The sequence below is a fragment of the Acinetobacter sp. A2 genome (assembly GCF_048537555.1).
Lineage (GTDB): Bacteria > Pseudomonadota > Gammaproteobacteria > Pseudomonadales > Moraxellaceae > Acinetobacter.
Map to the genome: position 1 here is coordinate 1,519,266 of NZ_CP183239.1, position 24,798 is coordinate 1,544,063.

Consider the following 24,798-nt stretch of genomic DNA (forward strand, 5'->3'; position numbering starts at 1 on the left):
CCTTTTGAGTAAGCTTTTATATCTTTGAGCGACTTTAAAATTGTATTCACTAATTTTGTGCTATGCAGAACTTTACATTTTATCACGTAAGAACTGTCGATAATAATCATTCAATTTTTTAATAATTGCCTTAAATTCAAGCAAATTTTCTTCGGTATTGCCCACCATTTCGTTAAAACGCTGCTGTGCAATTTCAAGGTCAATTTTTTCATTGATAATCATGGCTGTAGAATACAGCTGTGCTAAATCATCAAACTGCTGCATACGGCGGTTTGACAAATAATTTAATCGTTCTGCCAAAGTTTTATTTAAAACAATCCCTTCTACAATATAACCCTGCTCAGCATTCCATTGTATTTGATGTGCTTCAAGATAAGCCTCTTCTTCCGCTTGCGCTTTATTTTTAAATAAACCTGTCAGCTTATTGAGCATATTGAACCTTCGGATGGGATGAATCTATGAAAGTGCTATACAGTTTAAAGGCTACAAGGAACTGGATGCAACTGATCGAGTTTTTATAGGCGTTCACTGTATTTAGCAAAGAATGACTTTGCTTAGGCTATTTATAATAGACTTTTATTTCCCACGATATTATTTCCCACCCTAAAAATGCAAAAAGCATCCTAAAGATGCTTTGCTATCTAACCAATAGAAGCTTTTACAACTTATTCGCCGTAAGTTTGCTGTAAATATTTTACAATTTTTGCAGACTCAAACAAGCGTGTTTGTGTATTTGGATCAATTAAAAATGGGACTTGAATATTATTCCCCATGACCTTTAAAACTTGCTCGCGCTTACCACCCGCCAAAGGTACATATTTACCGGGTTTTAAGCGTAGTTTTGCCAAACCCTGATCTTGCCAACGCTCTTTAGCGACATTATGAAACTTATAAGGTAATTCAAGCTCTGTAAGTACACCTCGTACAATTCGCGTATAAGGACTACTTTCAAAACCCCATAATTCAAGTAATTGCTCAGGTGCAGCACGCTGAGTAATTTTTTGATTCACCCAAACACCACGTGCACCATTCAGCAAAGTACCCGCTAAAGCCAGATAAGGAATTTTTGGGTAATGCGCATATTTTTTCGGTGTTGTGCCTTTGTTACCATAATGTTTGAATAAATGCTGGATGATCTGCTCAGACTCATAAAGTTGATCACCAGTATTTTCATCTATTAAAAATGGAAATTGAGTTTTACCACCCAATTCTTTCACCAAAGGTCGATATTTTGTACCGCCTTTGGGACATGGATAGACCTCATAATCTAAATTTAATAAGGTCATGACTTCTCGCACACGGCGGCAAAATGGTGAACCCTCAAACTCATATAACTTTAAAGCTTTTTCAGGTTGCTTAGGAAAAGCAGTGCCGTTCACACCACGCCCACCTTCAGTCAGCATAGATGCCAAAGCCTGTATCACTTTAATTTGATGATGCACCATTTTGTTTCCTTTTTATATGCAAACTGTCAATCACTTAAGCAAGTGGCTTATAGCTCTACCAGTTTTCCCTTTGCCACAATAATACCGTTGTTATCGGCATAGACGTAATCGCCCGAATTAAAAGTCACTTGTCCAAAATGCAAAGCCACATCGACTTCACCTACACCTTTACGGTTACTTTTTTGTGGAATTGAAGCTAAAGCATGTACGCCTAGATCAAGTGCTGCAATTGCATCGACATCACGTACACAGCCGTAAATGATCACACCATTCCAGTGATTTTTTACTGCAGATTCTGCAATCAAGTCCCCCATTAATGCGCAGCGCATAGATGCACCACCATCTACCACCAACACTTTACCCGTGCCATCTGTAGCAAGTAACTCTTTCACACGTGAGTTATCTTCAAAACATTTTACTGTGACAACTTGTCCACCAAAGGTTTTTCGTGCACCATAACTTTTGAAAAATTTACCATCTAAAGATGGAATCACCACTTGAAGGTTGTGGTCTGGATGGTCATCTAATAAGTCACAGGTCACAAATGGTACTGTAGACACGTCTTTCCCCTTTTACTTGGTTTTTTGTATTTGTAAATTATCATAGATTTGGTATTTATGAATTTGTGATTGTGCTGCCTCGACCATAGTATGAGCCACTTGCTCGGCTGTCACTGGCTTATATTGAAAATGCTGCGGGATAAAATGCGATATTTTATGATATAGCTTTTGACCTAGTCCTTCTAAACGGCGCTGTTCGTGGCGCTCCCCCAACAATAAAGATGGGCGCAAAATAGAAACTTTATCTAAATCCAGCATTTCAATATATTGCTCTAATTCGCCTTTAACACGGTTATAAAACAATTTCGAATTGGCATTGGCACCTAAAGCACTGACCAAGAGATAATGCATACCCTTTGCCTGTAGTAATTCTGCGAAATGTGCATTAATGCTGTAATCCACCGCATAAAATGCTTGCTGAGAACCCGCCTTTTTTAAGGTGGTGCCTAAACAACTAAATGCATGGCTATAGCCACTCACGTCTTCATCATTGAGCAACAAAAAATCTTCTAATATCAGACTTTGGACTTTTTCTAAGCTTTCTAATGCTGCACAAGGCTTACGTAAAACCACGGTAATTTTTTCACATTCAGGCAGCAGACTTAGCTGTTTAACCAAGTGCTGCCCAACCAAACCATTTGCACCAATTACAATTGCATTTTGAATAAAATTTGTCATTTTTTAAACAATCTCTGAGGCTTAGCCTTAATCTACCTGTTTCTTTCTGATTTTTCTGCATCTAAAATGTTGTCAAAGCATGTCAAGACTTGACTTAACTGTCTAGTTTCATCAAAATATGGCACTTGTTTACGGGCTGGTGATAATTCTTCTGATGTTGGTTTTCGGAAGTAATTGCAGCCCGCCCAGACCAATCTATTTCAAGGAGTGCACGAGTGGCAAACTCTGCTCAAGCTAGAAAACGTGCTCGTCAAAACGTTAAAGCACGTAAACACAACGCAAGCTTACGTTCTATGGTTCGTACTTATTTAAAACGCACAATCGCTGCTATTGCTGCTGGTGATTACGCGGTTGCTACTGAAGCTTACAAAAAAGCTGTTCCAGTAATTGACCGTATGGCTGATAAAGGCATCATCCATAAGAACAAAGCAGCTCGTCATAAGAGCCGTTTAAACGCTCAAGTTAAAGCTTTAGCTTCTAACTAAGTGTTATCAGCAAAAAAAGCCCGTTAGGGCTTTTTTTGTGCCTGTTATTTGGCGTATCTAATCTTTAACACCCGCTCGCATACAGTAAAAGCTTGCTGCATACCGCCAAGCAATCATAACCTCAAAATAAAAAACACCTCCTGAACAAGCCAAAAGGTGTTTTTAATGCAGATGATTATTTAAGGTCTAGCAACAATTTACTTCAGCATTAGCCTTAAATTTTGTGGACTTAAATACGCTAATTGCAAGCTGTTGTTGGCTTTTAATTGTGTCCATTGCTGGTTAGCTCCGCCCGTACAACCATAACGAATTAAACGTGCACGATTTTCTTTTAAATAGCCATGTTCTAAGTCAAAACATTGGCTACCCTGACGAATCGTCCCCGAAGCCGTGTACATTTCCCATACTTGGCTGTCTTTAGAAGTACTACAACTTGCCAATGACACCACATTGCCGTTATTGGTTAAACATTGATCCATCTCAGCTTTGCTATGAATACGCCCTAAACCGTCATATATCCATTGTTCAGTTTCATCACCTGTACAGGCACTTGCACCACTGATATAGGCATTTTTCTGACCACTTGCCAATGTTTCAACTTTCAAACAGTTATTTCGGTTTTTCATGAGTGTGGTTTCAGCCACTACATTCTCATTATCTAAACCAAGTTGCGTGACAAAACTGCTTAAAGCCGTTGTTGCTTCTGGTTTTGCTTTTTCTAAGTGAGCACGATAAACATTCATCCAACGGTTTAATCGGTAGATGGCATTTTGCTGCTGCTCATAACGCTGTAACTGTTGCTGTGCAATAGAGCTTAATTCCTGACGGTGAGCTGCATAAGAATTATATAACAGCTGTGCTGCAGGTTTTAAAGCGACAACGGGTTGATTGGCTTGAGCCTCCAACTGTGCCTGAAACTCAGGTAATTCAATTTTTCTCAGTGCATCATAACCGTTCTCACGCCCAATTTTCACTGCAGGTTTTATGCTGTCGGTATATTGTGGAATATTCAGCGTAGATAATAGTTTTTCAGTTTCATTGGCTTTTTTACAGTACAACTGTACTTGTTGCGGCTGCTCATTCAGGGCTAAATTCACGTGTAACTTGTTGGCATTTCCTCGCATACGATTAGGAGACAAAGCCACGTTTTGGTTCCGATTGGCGTATTTAACATCTAACCAACATGCGGAATTTTCCAAACCACGTTGTGCAGCAGGTAAGTTATAGACATTCCCCCAGTTACTACGCGCAGCAGGATATAACACCCCTTGCTGAGTTTCAGGGTCATAGCCACCAATAATTGTAATGACAGGCACACCAAACAAGCGTGGTTTTAAATAATAACCATCAGCACTGTTATACCAAACCTCACTTGAGTTTGGCACTTTAGGATACACCACTTCCATTTGGCGCGTGTCTTTATTCCACAATTTATAACCACTTGGCGAACTTTGATCCCACACGTGACGTGCGCCAAAATGTGGCTGAATTCGGATATGCGTACTATAACCAGTGTAGTGGGTATAACGGGAAATACTACTATTGGTTGCACCGCCAGACATGGCATCCCAACCATAAGCATATTGTTTTAAGAAGTTTGGAACACCATTTTTTCCATCACCCAAATTTCGAGAATGCCATGCTAAATTTCCGCGCATTTTATTACGATAGCTAATATAGCCCCACCCACTGTCGGCATGGTGCGCAGCCCAAAACATGTTCTCGCCTTGAGAGCCAGGATAATGCCCTAAACCATAATGATGCCCAATTTCATGGCTAAACTCATTCCCCACCGAATCATAGAGTGTGAGCATACCATTACCCCCACTTAAGCCATGACTTTGATCACCATTGCTGTATTTACCACGCGCATGGTGAGTAATGACTGTTTGTGTCAGTTGGGGTTGTTGATGGCTCAACATGGAGGCACTGGTCACCCCCCAATTCGCAAGGTTAATGCCCACACTAAAGGTCGATTTTGCAGTATTTTCCCGCATATCACCCGAGTAGACACCTCCTTCACCCGCACTTTGCGTATCGTAAATGGTACCATTTTCCACCATCACCCGATCTAATTGAATATCATCATATTTCGCTACAGTCATTTGTGCGGCAGGAATGGTCTGAAAATAATCGGTGCCCGCTTTTTCTGGTTCAAGCAACATATAATGCCCACCAGATTTTGGTGGTGCAGTTAATAAACCAATACGAATATTATTCAGCACCAACTCACCCGGTGCGGCAAAATCAATTTTTTCTGCTGGCAAAGTTCCGCTACGCTGCTTAGAATCCACCAAACGTAATTTCAAACCAGGGCGTATTTCATCCCAGTTTAATTTAGCTGACCATGCACGTTTACTGTATAGCACCTCTGCACGACCATCCTGATTGCTCTGATCTGAAGCAGGTAACTGAGCTGGATCAGCCAATGCAATACGACGTAACAAGCGTTCATTTTGATAGACTTCAACTTGTAAAGCGCTGATATTCTCCATACCCTGATTTGGCGTGACCAATAGCAATGCTTCTTTTTCTGAGGTCAAACGCGGCATTTTTTTTGCTTCGTTGCCATTCGGATCGACCACATGCCCTTGCGCGAATTGAATCATCGCCTGTAAATCACCTTCTAAATCATTACGCACTTCACGTGATTCAGAATTAGCGTTGTAATCAAAAAAACCGAGTGCAGACTGATTAATCACATCTTGCTTGGGTTCAGGATATGGATTGGCATGATTTGAATTAGTCGCCTCATCCCCACCGCCACCGCCGCCGCCACATGCTGCAAGCATAGATGATAATACACATACACTTAATAGACTAAGCGAAAACCGAGTCACATTTTTCATTAATTTTTTTACCCCAATGTCAATTATTGACTAAAAACACAACAATAAACACATATTATTCAATGGCTTATAAAATCATATTAATAAGGTTATAAAATTTATGCAATCTACTGAAAAATGCAGCATTTAACTCAAAGCAATAAACTTGTTATTTTTTCTTAAAAATTGGCGTAAATAATTTAACAATAGCGCACGTATTGAACCCTGATTTTTGACCGAGTCAACAATCTAAATAAAAAGTGATAAAAGAAAATAAGAGAAAAAATTTTGAATTTTTTTAGGTTTTAGACGAACGGTATGAGGAATGTCTAAGGCAATAAGAATTCGTATCCGCAATAATTCATGATTCGAACTGTAGCTATATTTTAGCCATGTATGCACTTCAGATATAAACAGCGTTTTGTCTAAACTTTTTGCCGAAATTGTGAGATATCTAAAGTATGAATTTGACCACGCCAAATCCATTTTAATTTAGATTCCAAGAACTCATCGCCCTCAAACCAGACAAAAAGCCCTTCCATCATGTCAGGCCAATCGCTTTGGGTAACTTCATTTCGTCCAGAAATAACGGCAATAATTGCAGCTAAAATTGTGTCGTGACTTACGGCCAAACTAAGACCATATTGATTGGTTGGATGCGTGTTATAAATCAGTTCAAGCACATCCACCACGCCATGTATTGGATGCTTCATGCCAGGCAAAGCATTATTCACAAAGCTATTAATAAAACCCAAAGCACCTTGCTTCTGAAAATATGGGCCCGCCTGTTTAATGTCCAAGACAAAACTGCCCGGCTCCACCAATAAGCCCTGCTCTACAATTTCAATATGATGGGTATTCGGCTCAAGGGTAATACCATCTGCGCCTTGAATCATCAAAGCAGCGGTATCGACACAACGTTGAATTGGACTTGAAATACAATGCTGAATCACACGGTCTGTATTTCCAACCAAGTAACCGCCCCAAGCTTCCGCCAGATCACGCCCTTGCTCAGTCAATTGCAAGTTATAGCCTGCCAACCCCTGACCCACCACAATTTCACGTATAGAATGACGGGTAAATAAAGTTACAGGAGTCTGAGCATCAGGCAATAAATCAATTGCTTTAAGCATACTTGCAGGGAGTAATTCTAATGCCATGATCTAGCCAAAATTTTAAATTGGTTAGCTGACACTATACCATGTTCAGCACTTTGCTCAATCTCACTTCGCCATAAGTCCTAGTGCCTGCAAAGCAATCTGCTTCATCTTGGCATTTTTATAGGCAATAAAACCGCCATTAAGCAAGGTATCACGCTGATTATATAAAAATGCACGACCTTGAAAATCGACTAAGCCTCCACCAATTCGCTCCAATAAACATTGTCCTGCACTGGTGTCCCATTCTGAAGTTGGGTGAAAACGCGGATAAATATCGACACGGTCTTCCAAAATCATACAAAATTTGTAGGCACTACCTGCTTTTAACTCTACATACTCGGTCAACTCTGCCAAAGCCTGTAAATATGCGCTGTACTGTGGTTTGCTTTGACTGCTATGACTTAGGCCTATATTCAAAATTGATGTTGTATGATCATTTGCTTGATACACATACCACTGCTGCGTCAAAATATGATATTTCAACGGCATGCCTTGTTCTGGGCAAAAGTAAATATTGTGTTCCCCAGGTACTGCTAACACTGCAAAAGTCGTTACCGCACCACGAATTAGACTCAGGTTAATTGTAAATTCAGGGCGTTGGTGTAAAAACTCTTTGGTTCCATCTAAAGGATCAAGCAACCAAAACTCATGCCATGCTTGCCGTTGGCTTTGCTCACCTTCTTCTGACAGCAACGGCAAAGTAGAAATTTCAGCCAAAGCCTGCGTTAAATAATGATTTACTCGATAATCTGCTTGAGTAACAGGTGAATTGTCGTTTTTTTTCTCTACATCAAATGTCGCACCCGAGCAATATTGCTGAAACTCCTGATTGAGAATGTCACATGCTTGCACCATCACGGGAAGCAACTGCTCAATCAGTGCATGCTGCGGTTGCGTTGTTTTTATAAACATAGATTATCCTTGATCAGTGTCATTTTGACACTTCTTACGCATTACATGGGTTCTATTGTAATAAAATTTATGAGCTATGCGATGTCTAAAACCCTGAATTTATTTAGCGCTTATGACCAATTCATTAATGTTCACACTGACGTATATTTTATGAAAATCATTTATCTAAAATATAATTTCTTGTTTGCAATATCTATAAATAAAAAAATGTAAATATCCGATTAATCTTTAAATGGATTGGATAAACTTTTCTTAAACATTGATAAAGCCAATCCGCCACTTACCACTAATAAAATTCCCACAATCACCAAATAAGTTTCGCCACCAATAAAACCGAGAATAATTGCAGCAATACCTAAAAGTCCTAAAATCGTAGTAATGGCAATTCCTAAAATAGACATCACAGTTCCTTTATTTTATTTAATGACTAAAAATTGTGATTATTATCAGCGATCACTCTGTCACATTCATGCCAATTTTAATAGTTAAAACGTAACATTTGCATGTGATAACTCACATTTATATACAGAACCCATACTAAGAATAATCACTATAAAGCATGATGATTTCACTTTGGTAACTTGAAGCTTAAATAATAATTATGACAGCTTTGTGCATTTTGCTTGATCACAAAGATTAATCAGCAGTGTTAGGTCAAATTTATGTCTTAAATCACAAACCCATCAAATAAAAAGCCTGATATAAAAATATCAGGCTCTTATTTATGTACACAAATTTGTACATATAAAAAATATATGCTTTTAAAAGCGTTTAATCTTTTTCAAGGAAAGTCAATTCACCTTCATCTGACGTGATTTTAATTTTAACTTTACGGTAACTGCGTTTATCAGGGTTTAAAGCAGACTCTGAAACATGATGAGCAAATTTTTCATCTCCCATCAAATGCGTAAATAGTTTATACCCTATACGCATTTTCTTAATTTTTTTCTTCTTTTTCTCAAATTCATCTAACTGCTTATCTAAATACTTCAAATCTAAATACTGTTGTTCAGCCATAGCTGACTCCCTAATTAAGCTAAGTTTTGCATTCTATTGCTACGCTTATACAGTTTAAAAAATACAGCACTATGTCAAAAAAATAGTTTTTGTGAACGCTACAGTAAGATTTTAAAAAATTGACTGAATCTTAGAATTTCAAATTCAAAACTGCATAAATTTCACACATTCAGCCTAACATAAAACCTCAAATAATCGGACAGTATTTTGTGTTATTCGCCAAGCATGCTTAAATGAGCCTGTTTACTTTACCTATTGGCAATATTTCAGGGTAGCTCAATGCAAAAAAATATCATCATGTTTGACATGGATGGCACACTGTTAGACCTCGCTTATGATGATTTTATCTGGAATGAACAACTGCCTATTCGTTATGCAGAAGTTCATGGCTGTTCTTTAGCACGCAGTAAAGAAATTTTATATGATTTTTATCAGGCACATAGTCACACCCTCGAATGGTACTCATCCAGCTTTTGGACTGCAAAGGTTGGAATTGACATGCTTGCCATGCAACTTGAATACAAAAACCAAGTCACCTTGCGTCCACAGGCAATTGAACTATTAGACTACTTAAAAAATAAGGGCTACCGACTTTGGCTCACAACTAATGCCGACTGCGCAGGCTTAGATTTTAAATTAGCGCATACAGGTTTAGCGCATTATTTTGAAGTTATTGTTAGCTCTGAGAGTATTGGTTACGCCAAAGAACGGATTGAATTTTGGCAAAAGTTACAACAGTTGCATCCTTTTCAAGCCGAAGACTGCTATTTTATAGATGACACTGAAAAAGTGTTAAATGGTGCCAAAAGCTTTGGCATTGGTCGCTTGTTAAGTATTGCTCAGCCTTCTTCGGCAAAGCCTGCTCGCCAGACTTGTAATTACCCTATGCTGCACCAATTAACAGATTTAATTCCTGTCTTAGAACAATTTGAGGACACTCAAAAATATGCCTAAAACTTCGTCACACGAAGCAATCGAAAGCATCCGAATTGATAAATGGCTATGGGCTGCACGTTTTTTTAAAACCCGCTCTATTGCAAAAGCGGCCATTGAAGGCGGTAAAGTTCATCACAATGGCGAACGCGTGAAAGTTTCCAAAGAAATTCGTGTAGGTACTGAACTGACTATTCAACAAGGCTTTGATAAAAAAACGGTATTGGTCAAAGCCCTGTCAGGAGTACGTGGCCCTGCTCCTATCGCACAACAACTTTATGAAGAAACTGAAGTGAGTATTGCGCGCAGGGAATTGATTGCCACCCAAAGAAAGTTGCATAATCTAGCACGCCCTGATCATCGACCAAGTAAAAAAGACCGTCGTGACATCAGCAGATTTAAACAAGAGAATGATCAGCAATTTGACCAATTTTGGTCATATAATGATGATTAAATAGAGCGTCACAGGCTGTCGTACAGCTCGTGATATAAATAGAACTACAGGACAAATTCTGTCACTATATGCACGTGGAAACGATTTAAGTAAATACATCCACTTAAGTATATTATTTAGTGACATCGTATTGAGGTTGTAAGATGGATGAGAATAAAAGCAAGGCGCTGAATGCCGCTTTAAGCCAGATTGAAAAGCAATTTGGCAAGAACACTGTGATGCGTCTAGGCGACAACACTGTGCAAGCGGTAGAAGCAGTATCTACAGGCTCATTGACCCTAGACATCGCCTTGGGCATTGGCGGTTTACCTAAAGGCCGTATCATTGAAATTTACGGTCCTGAATCATCAGGTAAAACTACTATGACTCTGCAAGCTATTGCAGAGTGTCAAAAAGCAGGTGGAACCTGTGCCTTTATTGATGCCGAACACGCACTTGACCCTCAATATGCACGTAAACTTGGTGTAGATATTGACAACTTATTGGTATCTCAGCCTGACAATGGTGAACAAGCCCTTGAAATTGCAGATATGTTGGTACGTTCAGGTGCAATTGACCTAATTGTTGTCGACTCCGTTGCAGCCTTAACCCCTCGTGCCGAAATTGAAGGCGAAATGGGTGACTCACACATGGGCTTACAAGCACGTTTAATGAGTCAGGCCTTACGTAAAATCACGGGTAATGCTAAACGCTCGAACTGTATGGTGATTTTCATTAACCAAATTCGTATGAAAATTGGTGTAATGTTTGGTAGCCCTGAAACGACCACGGGCGGTAACGCACTGAAATTCTATGCCTCTGTTCGTTTAGATATTCGTCGTGTAGGTCAGGTTAAAGAAGGTGACGAAATTATTGGTTCAGAAACCAAAGTTAAAGTCGTTAAAAATAAAATGGCACCTCCATTTAAAGAAGCGTTATTCCAAATTCTTTATGGTAAAGGCGTTAACCACTTGGGCGAGTTGGTCGATTTAGCCGTTCAACAAAATATCGTACAAAAAGCAGGTGCTTGGTACTCTTATCAAGGCGATAAAATTGGTCAAGGTAAAAACAACACCATTCGCCACCTTGAAGAGCATCCTGAGCTTGCAAAAGGCATTGAAGCGATTATTCGTGAACAACTGTTGACTACAGGTCAAGCTGCCCCAGTAGAAGATAAAGACGAAGAAGAGTTTGACTTACTTGATGTTTAAGCATGCAGTAAGATGAACACAGACCGATTTAAATAAAACGCTCTACGGGGCGTTTTATTGTATATGGATGCCCCTTATTATGTCTGAGCCCAAATTTCCCAAACTGATTGATTACGCAGCCTTAAAACAACAATTTGGCGAGGATGCAGCGACATCGCAAACCGTGCATACGCATCAAGATACAGACGCTGCACTACGTTTTACTTCCACTCATATCCAACCACTGTCTCAAAATAATAGCGATCATAAAGATGCAGTAGCTTATGAAGATGAAGGTGCAAGCAACGATCAAACACAACAAACAAAACGTCCAGGGCTTACAGGTTCTCGTTTACGCAGTTATGCCTTTGCCGTGCTCACACGCAAAGAATATTCTAAAAATGACTTAATTGAAAAATTAGCACTCTATGCAGACAACCGCGAGGAAGTGATTGCATTAGTCAATGAATTAGCACAAGAAAATTATCAAAGTGATCAGCGTCTTGCAGAAATGCTCTTGGCCAGTCAGAAACGCAAAGGCAAAGGGCCAAATCGCATAAAAATGGCACTTAAAAATAAAAAAGTAGATACAGCTTTGATCTCAGAAGAACTCAAAGAAACCGATTGGACAGAACAGGCCTATCAACTCAAAGTGAAAAAATTCGGCACAGAGGTTGCCAAAGAACCAAAACTAAAAGCCAAACAAATTCGGTTTTTACAATATCGAGGTTTTGATATGGATGCGATTATGAAAGCAATTCGTAGACAGGAACAAGAATTTTAAATTGAATAAAGAAGATAAATAATTATAATTTTTAAATCTGGTGGCAACCCTACCAGCAAGACTTCGGCACATCATAGTTCTACTACCGCTGCTACCTTCCGGTCCTGACGGGGTTCGTAGAGTACAATTGCGAAGTAACCGGCAGGGCTACCATTGCAAAACAGAGTATAGAGATTTTTAGCAAACTTGCAAGTGTTGAACAAAATTTCCTGCGTTAAAGCTATCCATTTGATTATTTTAAAAACAACTCAATCAATTTGATGTATTTATAGTGACAAAATCAAACCTCTTGCTTTAACAGCATACCATTCAAATTAAATTTACTTGGTTTAGATATATCAAATTCACAATCAGCACAGATTGATAATAAGTTTGTAAAAGCTTATTGCATTTCCCTGCACGGACGTTTTAAATGTCAAAATGACAAGATTAACGGATTGTGCCTTTTCATATAGGGGTGCGCAATTCACACAAGATTTAAATGGATATTCAACTATGCTAAAAAAGCATGCACTCTGTGCCCTTGCCCTACTGTGCTCTACATCTGTATTTGCTAATATTCCAATTGAAAGTCACAACCTTAGCCAAAGCAGTGCCAACTATGCCAACAGCCCCGCAATCGGGACAACAAACATGGGAACAGCCAATGTTCCTACCAATGTAAATTGGCAATTAATGCAAAAAAATCAACAATTAGAAAATGATATCCGTCAATTACGTGGCAAAATGGAAGAGCAGGAAAATGAAATTTCACAGCTCAAGCACGAATTACAAAACCGTTATACAGATTTAGATCAACGCTTAGAATTACTACAGCAAAAAGTCGATCCTGAGTCTGCACCAATGTCTGAGGAGGATAACCAAAAGGATAGCTCTCCCAGCCCCAGTAACAACCAGTTAAACATTCCAGCGCCTCAGTCTGCAAACAATGCGACACCAACGGCACAAGGCTTAAATGCCAATATTGAGCAGGAAAAAGCAGCATATACCATCGCACTAGATGCTTATAAGCAAGGTGGGGCCAAAAAAGCCATTGCACCCATGCAAAATTTCATTAAAAACCATCCAGACAGCGTGTATATCAGTAATGCTTACTTCTGGTTGGCTGAGTTTAATTTAGCAATTGAACCTACCAATTACACGGAAGCTAAAAAGAATTTTGAAATTGTAGCAACTAAATACCCGCAATCTGCAAAAGCTGCCAGTGCTTTATACCGCTTATATAGTATTGCCAAAGATGTTGACCATAAACCTGCTTTAGCAGGCCAATATAGAAGCAAAATTCTCAGTCAATATCCTCAATCTGAAGAAGCAGGCTTCGTAAAATAAACTTAAGCTATTGCAAATTTAAGCCAATAAAAAAAGACATCCGAGGATGTCTTTTAATTTTTTGATGCAATGAGCATTAAACAAATTTATATCTTAACGTACGATACCACGTTCAGACTGTTCCAGAGAATCAATCAAACGCTGTGCTTCTGCCACATTTGGCAAAATATCATCACGAATTTGTTGAATGGCCTGCTCTGTCGTTAATCCAGATTTATAAATCAGTTTAAAGGCTTCTCGAAGACCTTGAATCACATCCTTCGACCAACCTTTACGACGCATGCCTTCCACATTCATTGCAAACGCATGTGCAGGATTACCAGACACCATTACATATGCAGGTACATCTTTAAGAATAAGTGATGCACCACCAATCATGCTGAAAGAATCAATTTTACAGAACTGATGAATACCCGAGTTTCCACCCACAACTACATAATCACCCACATGCACATGGCCTGCCACGCCAACATTATTGGCAAAAATATTGTGATCACCCACCATACAGTCGTGAGCAATATGCGTATTCACCATGAGTAGATTGTGACTACCAATTTTGGTCAGGCTGTTATCTTGTACCGTACCACGATGCAGACTGCAATGTTCACGAATCTTGTTGTGATCACCAATTTCTAACCAAGTTTCCTCGCCCGCATATTTCAAGTCTTGGCAGACTTCGCCTACGCTTGCGAACTGGAAGATTTCATTGTGCTGACCAATACGGGTATAACCCCCAATCACCACATGTGAATGAAGTTTTGTACCCTCACCAATCGTTACATTTGGGCCAACAATACAATATGGTCCAATTGTCACATCTGAAGCAATTACTGCAGATGAGTCAATTATAGCGGTTGGGTGAATGAGTGGGTTATTGCTCATGCTTGCTCTGTTTTCTGATGCGAAACCATAATTTCCGCGGTTGCTGCGACAACGCCATCAACGGTGGCGATACAATTATATTTGTAAATGCCTCGTTTTTGCATAACTAATTCCGATTTTAATACAAGTTGATCGCCTGCAACGACTTGTTTTTTAAATCGAACTTTTTCTGCGCCTGCAAAAAGAAACAGTGAACCTGCGCTTGGTTTCTCATTATTCATGATAAAACCTAGAATACCCGACACTTGTGCCAATGCTTCAACGATTAAAACGCCAGGCATGATCGGATAATTCGGGAAGTGGCCTTGCAAGAATTCTTCGTTAATAGATACATTTTTATAACCCACGATACCGTTATCAGTCACTTCGACAATGCGATCGACCAATAAAAATGGATAACGATGGGGTAAATATTCACGAATAGTTTGAATGTGCATTGGCAATTCAGGTTTAGTGAAGGTGCTAGAATTCGACTCAGTCATCATAATTATTTACGCAATTTAAAAGTTGATTCAAGGGACTCAATTTGAGATTGCATATCATCAAGTCTTTTCACCAATTGGGTCAATGGCACATCTGCTAATTGTCTGAGACGCACAACGGTACGTTTCCACTTTTGATTTTCAAACAAGCCAATACCTGAAGAATATTTCCCTGCTTCAGAAATATTATTTGTGACCATTGACATTCCCGTCAAAGTCACATTATCGGCAATATTTAAGTGCCCTGAAATTGCACTTCCACCACCAATGATACAGTTTTTGCCAATCGTCACACTTCCTGCAACGGCAGTCTTTGCCGCAATTGCGGTATGTGCACCAAGTTTGACGTTATGTGCGATTTGCACAAGATTATCAACAATGACGCCATCTTCCAAAATTGTATCGTTTAATGCGCCACGGTCGATGCTGCTGTTCGAGCCAATACGGACATCGTTGCCAATAATGACTGAACCGAGTTGTGCGATACGATGCCATTTTCCCTGATAAGGCGCAAAGCCAAAGCCTTCACTACCAATTACCGTGTTGGCATGAATACGTACCCGATCCCCCAGTTTAGCCTCACCTGTTAAGGTCACGTGAGAATCGATAAAACACTGTTGACCAATTTCAACAAAATCATCAATTTTACAATGCGATTGCACAATCGTATTGTCACCCACAACACAGTTTTCACCAATCACCACATAATGACCAATATAGGCACTATCGGCAATCATGGCAGATGGATGAATTTGTGCAGTGCTTTCAATACCACGTTGAGTATGTTTGCGCTCAAACACATGAGTCAGAATTGCAAAAGCCAAATACGGGTTATCCACCACAATAAAGTTATGATGGTTGTCTAACTCAGCTTGCAGTTGAGCAGTCACAATAAAAGCCCCCGCTTGGGAGCTACGTGCTTGTGCTAAATACTTATCGCCATTTACGAATGTAAGTTGATCTGCTTGAGCACACTCAAGGCTTGCCAAACCTCGCAAACGTAAATCGGCCTGTCCAATGTATTGACCTTGAACTAGAGCAGCAATGTCTTCTAAGCGATAATATTGAGAACTCATTGATTATTTAATTGCGTTAACCTTTTGAATCATTTTATCAGTTAAATCATGCTTCGGGTCATAGGCAAGTGCTGAGTTTTTATTCAAAACCACATCTAAACCATTTTCTTTACGCAATTGTTCAGCAATTTGCTTCAAACGTGTTTCAAAACCATCGTTAATTTTCTGCAATTCTGCCTGAACACGGGTTTGTACAACTTGCTGCAAACCATTAAATTCTTTTAGCTTGGCTTGGAATTGGGTATTCATTTTCTGCTTTTCAGCATCAGATAAATTGTTAGATTGTTGCGCACGCTGCTGCATGGTTTCTAACTCTTTGGCCAATTGCTCAAGTTTAGTGGTTTGCGGTTTAACTGATTGTTGCAATGCCAAATTTTGCTGTTTGAGATAACTGCTGCTTTCAACAACACGTTCCAAGCTCACCACACCATAACCTGCAGCATGCGCCACAGCAGCCATGCTAGACAAACCAAACAATGCCAAACTCAATATTGTTTTTTTCATGTGCTACATCCTGTGTTTAAACGATCCAATTTGGGTCGTACTTAGAAAGTACGACCAATTTCAAATTGGATATTTTTGGTGTCATCGCCTTGTTTATCATTCAATGGATATGCATAGCTAAGTGACAATGGACCAATCATGGTAATCCAAGTAAAGCCTACACCCACGCTATAACGCATCTCGCCGAAGTCAAAGCCGTAGTTGTCTTTACAATATTGCTTCGCATTCACAGAAGCCCCATTCACAAAAATATTTGAATCAGAAACATTACACTGAGTATCAAAAACTTGTGCGCCTTCTGCAAAAATCACTGGACGAACTTGACGTGTCCAATCCCCTTTAAATGGCACTGGTAGAGCCAATTCTGTACCAAATTGTACTAAGGCATTACCACCCACTTCTTCTGGAGATAGATCTGATTGTTCCGTATCAGAGAAATATACGCCTGGATATTTTGGTCCTAGGGTACTGTTGTCGTAACCACGCACCGAACCATAACCACCTGCATAGAAGTTCTTATAGAACGGCAAATCATTACCAAAACCTATCTTACCATAGCCACGTAAGACAAAATCTTTACCTAATGGAAAGTAAGCTTGAGCATCATAAGTGACTTTTTGGAATTCTACATCACTGCCCGGTAAGGCAATTTCAGCATTAACACGATGCGACATACCATTGGTTGGGAAAATCGGACGGTTTAAAGTGTTATATGACCAGCCTAAATTTAAGTTATAAGTTAGGAAGTCTCCTTTAAACTCTTTACCATACGTAATTGTCTTAATTGGCACGCCATCTTTATCTACGCATTGCCCAGATGTTGCCTCTATTGCACCTGGACAATGGTCACCTTTTACTGTTTCTTTCCCGCCATTTCTTTCTAAATAATCTGCCACATAAGTCGAAACATAAGGCCCTGTAGTCACTTCAGTTTGGTCAATGTTTAAACCTGCACTAATACTTTGGTTCTCATCAATTGGGTAACCAAAGTTAATACCACCACCAAAACTGTCTGTCACATAGTTGTTAACGTTATAGTCATCATCCAACTTGGTTTTGCGGTAGTACATGTTATAACCACGACGTACACCATCAATGGTAAAGTATGGGTCAGTCACACTCAGGTTATAATAGTCTTGCGTTTCAGAACGTGATAAATCAATCGAAACAGCATTACCTGTACCCAAGAAGTTAGTTTGACTTAAACCTGCCTGGAATGTCACACCACCACTTTGAGAGAAACCGACCGCTAAGGTACTGGTACCTGAGTGCTGTTCTTCTACATTTACATTTAAGTCAATTTGGTCTGGCACATTTGGAATACGCACTGGCTTAACATCAACCGTTTTAAAGAAGCCAGTACGCTCTAAACGCACTTTGGACAAGTCAATTTTTTCATTACTTGCCAATGCACCTTCCATTTGGCGCATTTCACGACGTAAAACTTCATCGGCAGTTTTGCTGTTGCCTGCGAAGTTAATACGACGCACAGTTACTTGCTGACCTGGGTTAATGTAGTAGTTTAAATCGACAAGTTTGGTTTCTTTGTCAATTTGCGGAACAATATTGACTTCGGCATAGTAATAGCCTGCATTACCATATTTACGCAGCAACAATTGTTTTACTGCATTCACTTTTTCTTGTGAATAGGTTTCACCATCTTTGTAAATTTGCAGTGCGGTCAGTTCTTCAGGCTTATATAACGCATCTCCCAAGAATTTACTCTCACCGAACTTAAATTGCTCACCTTCATCTACAGACACTTCAACAAAGATATGCTTTTTATCTTCGCTCAAGTTCAAACTTGAATTGGTAATATTGAAGTTGATGTAACCTTTATTGAGGTATAGAGCTCGCAATGCTTCAAGACTTGCCGCCATTTTTTCGCGTGCATAGCGGTCATTACGGGTAACTATTGAACTCCAGCTACTTTCTTTTACCGCAAAAGCCTGTTTAATTTCACTTTCTTTGAAAACCGTATTGCCAATGATGTTGATATCCACCACTTTAGCGGCTTTACCTTCAACAAACTCAACGGTTAAATCTACACGGTTATTAGGACGTGCCGTGGTGATGACGCGCACATCTGCATCATAACGACCCTGCTGCATATATTGCTGTTCAAGCTCAGACTCTAAAGTTTGCAATGCAGATTTTTTTAGCACTTCACCTTCAGCCACGCCCATTTTCTTTAAACCATCTTCCAATGCTTCTTTTGGAATCAGTTTATTGCCCTTAAATTCAACTTTAGAAATGATTGGACGTTCAACCACTTTAAAAACCAGCGTGTCTGATTCACGCGTAGCTTGAATATCATCAAACAAACCTGTGGCATACAGTGAGCGAATCGCATTGGCTAAAACGGCCTCATTGACCCGATCACCACTATTGACTGGAATCATTCCATAGACATTGGCTGGCGTTAAACGAACAAGACCATCTATTTTTATATCTCGTACAATGAATTCATCTGCTGCATATACTTGTTGTGTTGCCGCCATTGCACTGATGAGTGCCAAGGGCATAAATAAATGTGTGTGCTGCATGCCAGTCTTTTCCAATGTTAAATTTATTTCGTATCTACGTTGTTATAAACGCATAATGTCATTAAATAATGCCAGAAGCATCATACTTCCAAGCAGTACCATACCAATTTTCAAACCAACTAATTGTATTTGTTCAGAAACAGGTTTACCACGAATCAGCTCGATAAAATAATAAACTAAATGTCCGCCATCCAACATTGGAATTGGCAATAAATTTAGAATTCCTAAGCTTACGCTCATGAGTGCCATAAAGGAAATGAAGGTTTGCCACCCCATCTCTGCACTTTGTCCTGCTACTTTGGCAATGGTAATTGGGCCAGATAAGTTATCTAAACCAATTAGACCACGTACCATTTTGACAATAGAGTTCAGAATCATGCTTGATAGCTGACCTGTTTTATCTACAGCCATCAATAATGCTTCGCTTGGGCTATACTGAATGGTTTGCTTATAGTCATCTGGAATTACAATTTTTCCAGGATCGCTTTGCACACCCAATACACCCGAAACATTACCCATGTTATCGCGTTTACCTTGCGGCATGACTTCCAGTTGCTGTATTTGATTATTGCGGAGCACATCAACTTTCAGTAATTTTTCTGGCGATGCCTGAACCACTTGTACCACGTCGTACCAGTCATTCATTTTTACGCCATCAATTGCCACAATTTGATCGCCCTCTTTCATGCCTTGACGAATCGCTGCACCATCTTCACTTAATTTGCTGACAATAGCTGGAATTTGTGGACGATAAGGTGTAAAACCCAGTACATCTAAAGGCGACTGAGATTGATCGTTAATAAAATTATGAATCGGAAGATTAAAGGTTTTGATTTCACCTGCACGTTCAGCCTTTACCTGAATATTGCCTGTTTCACCCACACGATCAACTAGAGCAAAGTTAAGTTTTTCCCACGTACTTACAGATGTACCATCAATGGCTGTGATTTTATCACCTACTTGCATTTGTGCAGCTGCTGCAGGTGTGTCTGCCAATACTTTACCTACGCGCGTATTCAGCTGCTCTTGAGCAGGTAAAAATAAAACCCAAAACAATAAAATGGCAAAAACCAAGTTAATGAGCGGCCCTGCTGCCACAATTGCAATCCGTTTCCACGGATGCTGACGGTTAAAAGCATAAGGTAGGTCTTCTTCAGCAACGCTTTCTTCACGCTCATCTAGCATTTTGACATAGCCACCTAAAGGCAATGCCGAAAGCTGATATTGAATACCCGACTTTTTAGAAGTCCATTTTAAAATAGTTGGTCCAAAGCCAATGGAATATACTAAAACTTTGACACCAAGCTTACGTGCAACAAAATAGTGCCCAAATTCATGTATTGCAATTAAAGGGCCAAGCAAAAGAATCGCAGCAACCACAATAAATAAGGCACTCATGCTTTAGCTTCCTTTATTTAATACAAAATGCTGTGCAATCGCACGAGCGTTTTGATCTGCCTGCAAAATCAGCTCAATGCTTTCAGCGGCTGAATTTTGTATCTGATTCAATGTATGCTCAACCACTGTCGCAATTTCGGTAAAACGAATCTGTTGCTTTAAAAAAGCATCGACAGCAATTTCATTGGCTGCATTTAAAATAGCAGGAGCCAAACCACTTTCTTGCATGGCTTGACGTGCCAAACTTAAGGCTGGGAAACGTGTAGTATCTGGCGCCTGAAAATCCAGCTGATGATTCACAAACAAATCTAATGGTGGTACATGCGTTTGAATACGCTGCGGCCATGCCAAAGCATGCGCAATTGGCGTACACATATCAGGATTACCCATTTGCGCCAAAGTTGAACCATCCACATATTGAACCATGGAGTGAATAATACTCTGTGGATGCACAACGACTGTAACAAAATGTTCTGAAATTGCAAAAAGATGGCACGCTTCGATTAATTCCAACCCTTTATTCATTAAGGTTGCAGAATCAACTGAAATTTTTTGTCCCATAGACCAGTTTGGATGTTTGCAGGCTTGTGCAGGAGTAACGTGATGTAATTCTTCTAGGCTATGTTTTAAAAATGGGCCACCTGAAGCGGTCAATAAAATTTGTGATACGCCCAATTTAGGCTGTCCATTGCGTTCTGCTTGTAAATAATGTTCAGGTAAACACTGAAAAATCGCATTATGTTCAGAGTCTACTGGCAACAACAAAGCGCCATGTTCACGTGCTGCCTGCATCATGATATCACCCGACATCACCAATGCTTCTTTATTGGCCAATAATACACGCTTACCTGCTTTAACTGCTGCCAATGTTGGCAATAAGCCTGCAGCACCTACAATAGCTGCCATGACCACATCCACTTCAGGATGTTCAGCAACCGCAATTAGCCCCACTTCATCACTTAAAATTTCAATATTTGAAATTTGATTTTGGCGAAACAGTTGATGCAATTCATCTACTTTGGCGGCAGGTACAACCACAACTTTAGGATGGTACTGTTTGCATATTTGAACCAGTTCTTGAATTCGGCTATGGGCCGTGACTGCAAAAACTGAATACTGCTCAGGATGTTGTTGCAGTACTTTTAGGGTGCTTTGTCCAATTGAACCTGTCACACCCAAGATACAAACAGCTTGTGACATTTATAAATCTACGCCAATAAGTTTTAAAACATACATACCTGCAGCAAAAATTGGAGCTGCTGCAAGCAAAGAATCAATACGATCTAATACACCGCCATGACCCGGCAAAACACGTCCAGAGTCTTTAATTCCTGCACGGCGTTTGATCATAGATTCAAATAAATCACCCAATACTGAGCTAAATACTGTAATGACTGAAAGAAGCAGGAATAAGATGTGTTGTGCCAAGGTCAGGTCTAAATACACCACCTCAACCACAATCACGATTAGCATAGCAGTGAACACACCACCATATAAGCCTTCTACGGACTTGTTTGGGCTGACATTCGGTGCAAGTTTTTTCTTGCCCAGTTTACGCCCAACAAAATAAGCACCAGAGTCTGCACCCCATACCAACAGGAATAGGTACATCAACCACCACGGTGAGCTTTCCCAAACTGAAAAAATAGCGGTGACTGCGGCAGAAATTAAAATGAAACCAATAAAGCTTAAGCTCGGGTTATACCATGCGTCATAATCTGGATAAGATTTAACCCAATAAATACTGAGTAACCATGTAAAAATTGAAGCTGCCCAAAGTAATAAGGCAATATCACTAAAATATAGTGCCATCGCTGCCAAAGCGGCAGTCAATACACCAAAGCCCCAAGCCATAGGCTTGAGTACGTAATTTGTTTTTCTTGGCATGAGTTTGAACCACTCATAGCCCGCAACCCCTGCTGCAACAATCATCAGCATAAACATTGGATAATGAGACTGAGTTGCAAACATGCAACTCAATACTACAGCGACCAATACCAATGCGGTAATAATCCGCTCTAACATGTATTAATTCTCAATTTTCTCTTGCTGAATTTGCTCAGAAGTTTTACCAAAACGACGTTCACGACCACCAAATACGGCCAGCGCATCGTCAAATTCTTCTATACAAAATTCAGGCCACAAGGTTTGGGTAAAATACAATTCAGCATACGCAGCTTGCCAAAGTAGAAAGTTGGACAATCTAAAATCGCCGCCTGTACGAATCAAAAGATCTACAGGTGGTAAGTCTGCCAGACTGACGTATTGACCAAACAAATGTGTATCTATCTGTTCAATTTCGATTTTATTTGCCACAACATCTGCTGCAATTTGTTTCGCAGCTTGTGCCATATCCCACATACCACCATAACTAATGGCAATTGTGAGTGTCATGCTATTGAAATTAGCAGTCCTTTGTTCAGCATGCAACATTAACTCGCGCAAATGCGGTGACAAACGTGAACGGTCACCAATAAAACGTAAGGCAATATTGAATTTTTCCATGCGTGGAAGTTGCTCATGAATTGTGGTTTCCAGCAATTGCATGAGTAAATCCACTTCAAACTGTGGACGGTTCCAGTTTTCACTCGAAAAAGCAAAAACGGTTAAAGCTTGAATATGTTTTTTTCTACAGTGTTCAACAATCGGGTCAAGCACATCTTTGCCAGAGCGATGTCCTTCCCCTTTTTGCATTTGATTTTTTTTTGCAAAACGATTGTTGCCATCCATAATGATGGCAACATGTTTTGGCAAAGACAAACAGTCTTCAGATGTGGTCATTGATTAGACCTTCATCAACTCAGCTTCTTTTGCAGCAAGACGCTTATCTACTTCTGCAACGTATTTGTCTGTGATTTTTTGAATATCATCTGCTGCACGGCGCTCATCATCCTCAGAAATTTCTTTTTCTTTCAATAAAGCTTTGATGTCGCCCAATACATCACGACGGATGTTACGAATCGCGACTTTGGCATTTTCAGCTTCAGAACGCGCCACTTTTTGCATGTCACGACGAGTTTCTTCAGTCAATGCAGCAAGTGGTACACGAATCGCGTCTGCTGTAATTGGGTTTAGACCCAAATCTGACTCACGAATAGCTTTATCAATTGCAGATACCATTGAACGCTCAAATGGCTGAACCAATAAGGTACGTGAATCTTCAACACCAATGTTAGCAACTTGGTTTAATGGCACATCGGAACCGTAGTAAGAAACCATCACACCATTTAAAATAGATGGATGTGCACGACCTGTACGCACTTTGGCAAAACCATGTTCTAAAGACTCTAAAGTCTTGCTCATACGTTCTTCGCTGTCTTTTTTAAGATCGTTAATCATAAGATCTTCCTTACTGTATTCTAAAATTTGAGTCAAAATATAGGGTTAAATTAGTCTGTAGTATAAAGAGCTTTCAGGCTCACGTACATTAGTTCGTAACGTGAGTCCCTTCTTTTTCACCCATAACCACAGAAAGCAACGCACCTGCTTTATTCATATCAAAAACTTGCAGCGGCACATTGTGGTCGCGGCACAAGCAAATAGCTGTTAAATCCATTACACCTAACTTTTCATCTAAAACTTGGTCAAAAGTTAAGGTGTCGTATTTCACAGCATCTTCGTATTTGCTTGGGTCTTTATTGTAAACGCCATCTACCTTAGTTGCTTTTAAGATTAAGTTGGCTTCAATTTCGATACCACGTAAACAAGCTGCAGTATCTGTTGTAAAGAATGGATTACCCGTGCCTGCAACAAATACGCATACTTCACCTTGTGTCAGGTGACGAATTGCATCTCGGCTTGAGTAAGACTCAACCACAGTGCCAATTGGTAATGCTGACATTAAACGAGTTTTGATGTTACGGCGTACCAAAGCATCACGCATGGCCAAACCATTCATCACAGTTGCCAACATACCCATTTGGTCACCAGTTACACGACCGACTAAGCCATCTTTTTGTAATTGGCTGCCACGATACAAGTTACCACCGCCCACAACAATACCAACTTCCACACCTAAACCAACCAAGTGTGCAATAGCCAAAGACATTTGATCGAGCACTTGCGCATCAATCCCCATGTCTTTATTGCCTGCAAGCGCTTCACCCGATAGTTTCAACAAGATACGTGCATAACGTGGCTTTTTTGAATCTAACAT

26 protein-coding genes and 1 other RNA gene are annotated in these 24,798 nt (G+C 39.9%); 6 read left to right on the top strand and 21 right to left on the bottom strand.

The window, feature by feature from the left end; translation table 11 throughout:
- Positions 1-72: 72 nt before the first annotated feature.
- From ACNS8M_RS07155 to ACNS8M_RS07170, 4 genes are all read right to left on the bottom strand, one after another.
- The gene (locus ACNS8M_RS07155; RefSeq protein ID WP_168542067.1) at positions 73-432 is read right to left on the bottom strand and encodes a hypothetical protein; all 360 of its coding nucleotides are present in this window, start codon (positions 430-432) and stop codon (positions 73-75) included.
- Between the two features lie 233 nt (positions 433-665).
- Positions 666-1,445, bottom strand: a complete 780-nt coding sequence (locus ACNS8M_RS07160; RefSeq protein WP_168542069.1) for a glutathione S-transferase N-terminal domain-containing protein — start codon at positions 1,443-1,445, stop codon at positions 666-668.
- A gap of 47 nt (positions 1,446-1,492) precedes the next feature.
- Positions 1,493-2,005, bottom strand: coding sequence for a ribonuclease E activity regulator RraA (gene rraA, locus ACNS8M_RS07165; protein WP_419224661.1), 513 nt, complete (start codon positions 2,003-2,005; stop codon positions 1,493-1,495).
- A 12-nt stretch (positions 2,006-2,017) separates the two neighbouring features.
- Positions 2,018-2,683 (bottom strand): NAD(P)H-binding protein, encoded by a 666-nt coding sequence (locus ACNS8M_RS07170; RefSeq protein WP_168542071.1) that lies wholly within the window; start codon positions 2,681-2,683, stop codon positions 2,018-2,020.
- Positions 2,684-2,898: 215 nt separating this feature from the next.
- On the opposite strand from ACNS8M_RS07170, the gene rpsT reads away from it, so the two are divergent.
- Entirely contained in the window at positions 2,899-3,168 is a 270-nt protein-coding gene (gene rpsT, locus ACNS8M_RS07175) for a 30S ribosomal protein S20 (protein ID WP_004976669.1), read from the top strand.
- Positions 3,169-3,365: 197 nt separating this feature from the next.
- Here rpsT and ACNS8M_RS07180 read toward each other — a convergent pair whose 3' ends face one another.
- The 5 genes from ACNS8M_RS07180 to ACNS8M_RS07200 form a co-directional block, all read right to left on the bottom strand.
- Positions 3,366-5,960 carry a M66 family metalloprotease gene (locus ACNS8M_RS07180; protein ID WP_419224662.1) on the bottom strand — a complete coding sequence of 865 codons (2,595 nt, stop codon included), beginning with the start codon at positions 5,958-5,960 and terminating at the stop codon, positions 3,366-3,368.
- Positions 5,961-6,421: 461 nt separating this feature from the next.
- Positions 6,422-7,156, bottom strand: a complete 735-nt coding sequence (locus ACNS8M_RS07185) for a histidine phosphatase family protein (protein ID WP_168419373.1) — start codon at positions 7,154-7,156, stop codon at positions 6,422-6,424.
- A gap of 63 nt (positions 7,157-7,219) precedes the next feature.
- The gene (locus ACNS8M_RS07190) at positions 7,220-8,068 is read right to left on the bottom strand and encodes a 3'(2'),5'-bisphosphate nucleotidase CysQ family protein (protein WP_168525484.1); all 849 of its coding nucleotides are present in this window, start codon (positions 8,066-8,068) and stop codon (positions 7,220-7,222) included.
- 221 nt (positions 8,069-8,289) lie between these two features.
- Positions 8,290-8,469, bottom strand: a complete 180-nt coding sequence (locus ACNS8M_RS07195; RefSeq protein ID WP_168419371.1) for a hypothetical protein — start codon at positions 8,467-8,469, stop codon at positions 8,290-8,292.
- Positions 8,470-8,839: 370 nt separating this feature from the next.
- The gene (locus tag ACNS8M_RS07200) at positions 8,840-9,085 is read right to left on the bottom strand and encodes a hypothetical protein (protein ID WP_104851912.1); all 246 of its coding nucleotides are present in this window, start codon (positions 9,083-9,085) and stop codon (positions 8,840-8,842) included.
- Positions 9,086-9,364: 279 nt separating this feature from the next.
- On the opposite strand from ACNS8M_RS07200, the gene ACNS8M_RS07205 reads away from it, so the two are divergent.
- The 4 genes from ACNS8M_RS07205 (at position 9,365) to ACNS8M_RS07220 (ending at position 12,425) form a co-directional block, all read left to right on the top strand.
- Positions 9,365-10,039, top strand: a complete 675-nt coding sequence (locus ACNS8M_RS07205) for an HAD-IA family hydrolase (protein WP_168525482.1) — start codon at positions 9,365-9,367, stop codon at positions 10,037-10,039.
- Positions 10,032-10,472 (top strand): RNA-binding S4 domain-containing protein, encoded by a 441-nt coding sequence (locus ACNS8M_RS07210; RefSeq protein WP_104851911.1) that lies wholly within the window; start codon positions 10,032-10,034, stop codon positions 10,470-10,472. The genes ACNS8M_RS07205 and ACNS8M_RS07210 overlap by 8 nt, the downstream gene beginning before the upstream one ends.
- Before the next feature lie 143 nt (positions 10,473-10,615).
- The gene (recA, locus tag ACNS8M_RS07215; RefSeq protein WP_104851910.1) at positions 10,616-11,662 is read left to right on the top strand and encodes a recombinase RecA; all 1,047 of its coding nucleotides are present in this window, start codon (positions 10,616-10,618) and stop codon (positions 11,660-11,662) included.
- A gap of 79 nt (positions 11,663-11,741) precedes the next feature.
- A complete protein-coding gene (locus ACNS8M_RS07220) occupies positions 11,742-12,425 on the top strand; it encodes a regulatory protein RecX (RefSeq protein WP_168542075.1) in 684 nt (227 codons plus the stop codon).
- A 47-nt stretch (positions 12,426-12,472) separates the two neighbouring features.
- On the opposite strand, the gene ffs is transcribed toward ACNS8M_RS07220, so the two are convergent.
- An RNA gene (gene ffs / locus ACNS8M_RS07225) (signal recognition particle sRNA small type) lies at positions 12,473-12,569 on the bottom strand.
- 351 nt (positions 12,570-12,920) lie between these two features.
- On the opposite strand from ffs, the gene ACNS8M_RS07230 reads away from it, so the two are divergent.
- Complete coding sequence (locus tag ACNS8M_RS07230) at positions 12,921-13,754, top strand: YbgF trimerization domain-containing protein (RefSeq protein WP_168525478.1); 834 nt, start codon at positions 12,921-12,923, stop codon at positions 13,752-13,754.
- A gap of 93 nt (positions 13,755-13,847) precedes the next feature.
- On the opposite strand, the gene lpxA is transcribed toward ACNS8M_RS07230, so the two are convergent.
- The 11 genes from lpxA to pyrH all read right to left on the bottom strand — a co-directional run bounded on the left by lpxA (position 13,848) and on the right by pyrH (position 24,798).
- Positions 13,848-14,636 carry an acyl-ACP--UDP-N-acetylglucosamine O-acyltransferase gene (gene lpxA, locus ACNS8M_RS07235; protein WP_168460295.1) on the bottom strand — a complete coding sequence of 263 codons (789 nt, stop codon included), beginning with the start codon at positions 14,634-14,636 and terminating at the stop codon, positions 13,848-13,850.
- On the bottom strand, positions 14,633-15,121 hold the full coding sequence (gene fabZ / locus ACNS8M_RS07240; RefSeq protein WP_372595714.1) for a 3-hydroxyacyl-ACP dehydratase FabZ: 489 nt from the start codon (positions 15,119-15,121) through the stop codon (positions 14,633-14,635). Before fabZ ends, lpxA begins: the two co-directional genes overlap by 4 nt.
- A 2-nt stretch (positions 15,122-15,123) precedes the next feature.
- Positions 15,124-16,194, bottom strand: coding sequence for a UDP-3-O-(3-hydroxymyristoyl)glucosamine N-acyltransferase (lpxD, locus tag ACNS8M_RS07245; RefSeq protein ID WP_168418939.1), 1,071 nt, complete (start codon positions 16,192-16,194; stop codon positions 15,124-15,126).
- 3 nt (positions 16,195-16,197) lie between these two features.
- Positions 16,198-16,698 carry an OmpH family outer membrane protein gene (locus ACNS8M_RS07250; RefSeq protein ID WP_168460293.1) on the bottom strand — a complete coding sequence of 167 codons (501 nt, stop codon included), beginning with the start codon at positions 16,696-16,698 and terminating at the stop codon, positions 16,198-16,200.
- 41 nt (positions 16,699-16,739) lie between these two features.
- Positions 16,740-19,244, bottom strand: coding sequence for an outer membrane protein assembly factor BamA (gene bamA / locus ACNS8M_RS07255; RefSeq protein WP_216076198.1), 2,505 nt, complete (start codon positions 19,242-19,244; stop codon positions 16,740-16,742).
- A gap of 42 nt (positions 19,245-19,286) precedes the next feature.
- Positions 19,287-20,642 carry an RIP metalloprotease RseP gene (gene rseP, locus ACNS8M_RS07260; RefSeq protein WP_168418937.1) on the bottom strand — a complete coding sequence of 452 codons (1,356 nt, stop codon included), beginning with the start codon at positions 20,640-20,642 and terminating at the stop codon, positions 19,287-19,289.
- 3 nt (positions 20,643-20,645) lie between these two features.
- Complete coding sequence (gene ispC, locus ACNS8M_RS07265; protein ID WP_168418936.1) at positions 20,646-21,842, bottom strand: 1-deoxy-D-xylulose-5-phosphate reductoisomerase; 1,197 nt, start codon at positions 21,840-21,842, stop codon at positions 20,646-20,648.
- Positions 21,843-22,667, bottom strand: a complete 825-nt coding sequence (locus tag ACNS8M_RS07270; protein ID WP_168418935.1) for a phosphatidate cytidylyltransferase — start codon at positions 22,665-22,667, stop codon at positions 21,843-21,845.
- Positions 22,668-22,670: 3 nt separating this feature from the next.
- Positions 22,671-23,423, bottom strand: coding sequence for a polyprenyl diphosphate synthase (gene uppS, locus ACNS8M_RS07275; RefSeq protein ID WP_168418934.1), 753 nt, complete (start codon positions 23,421-23,423; stop codon positions 22,671-22,673).
- 3 nt (positions 23,424-23,426) lie between these two features.
- Positions 23,427-23,981, bottom strand: coding sequence for a ribosome recycling factor (gene frr / locus ACNS8M_RS07280; protein ID WP_004976711.1), 555 nt, complete (start codon positions 23,979-23,981; stop codon positions 23,427-23,429).
- Positions 23,982-24,069: 88 nt separating this feature from the next.
- The gene (gene pyrH, locus ACNS8M_RS07285; RefSeq protein ID WP_019836498.1) at positions 24,070-24,798 is read right to left on the bottom strand and encodes a UMP kinase; all 729 of its coding nucleotides are present in this window, start codon (positions 24,796-24,798) and stop codon (positions 24,070-24,072) included.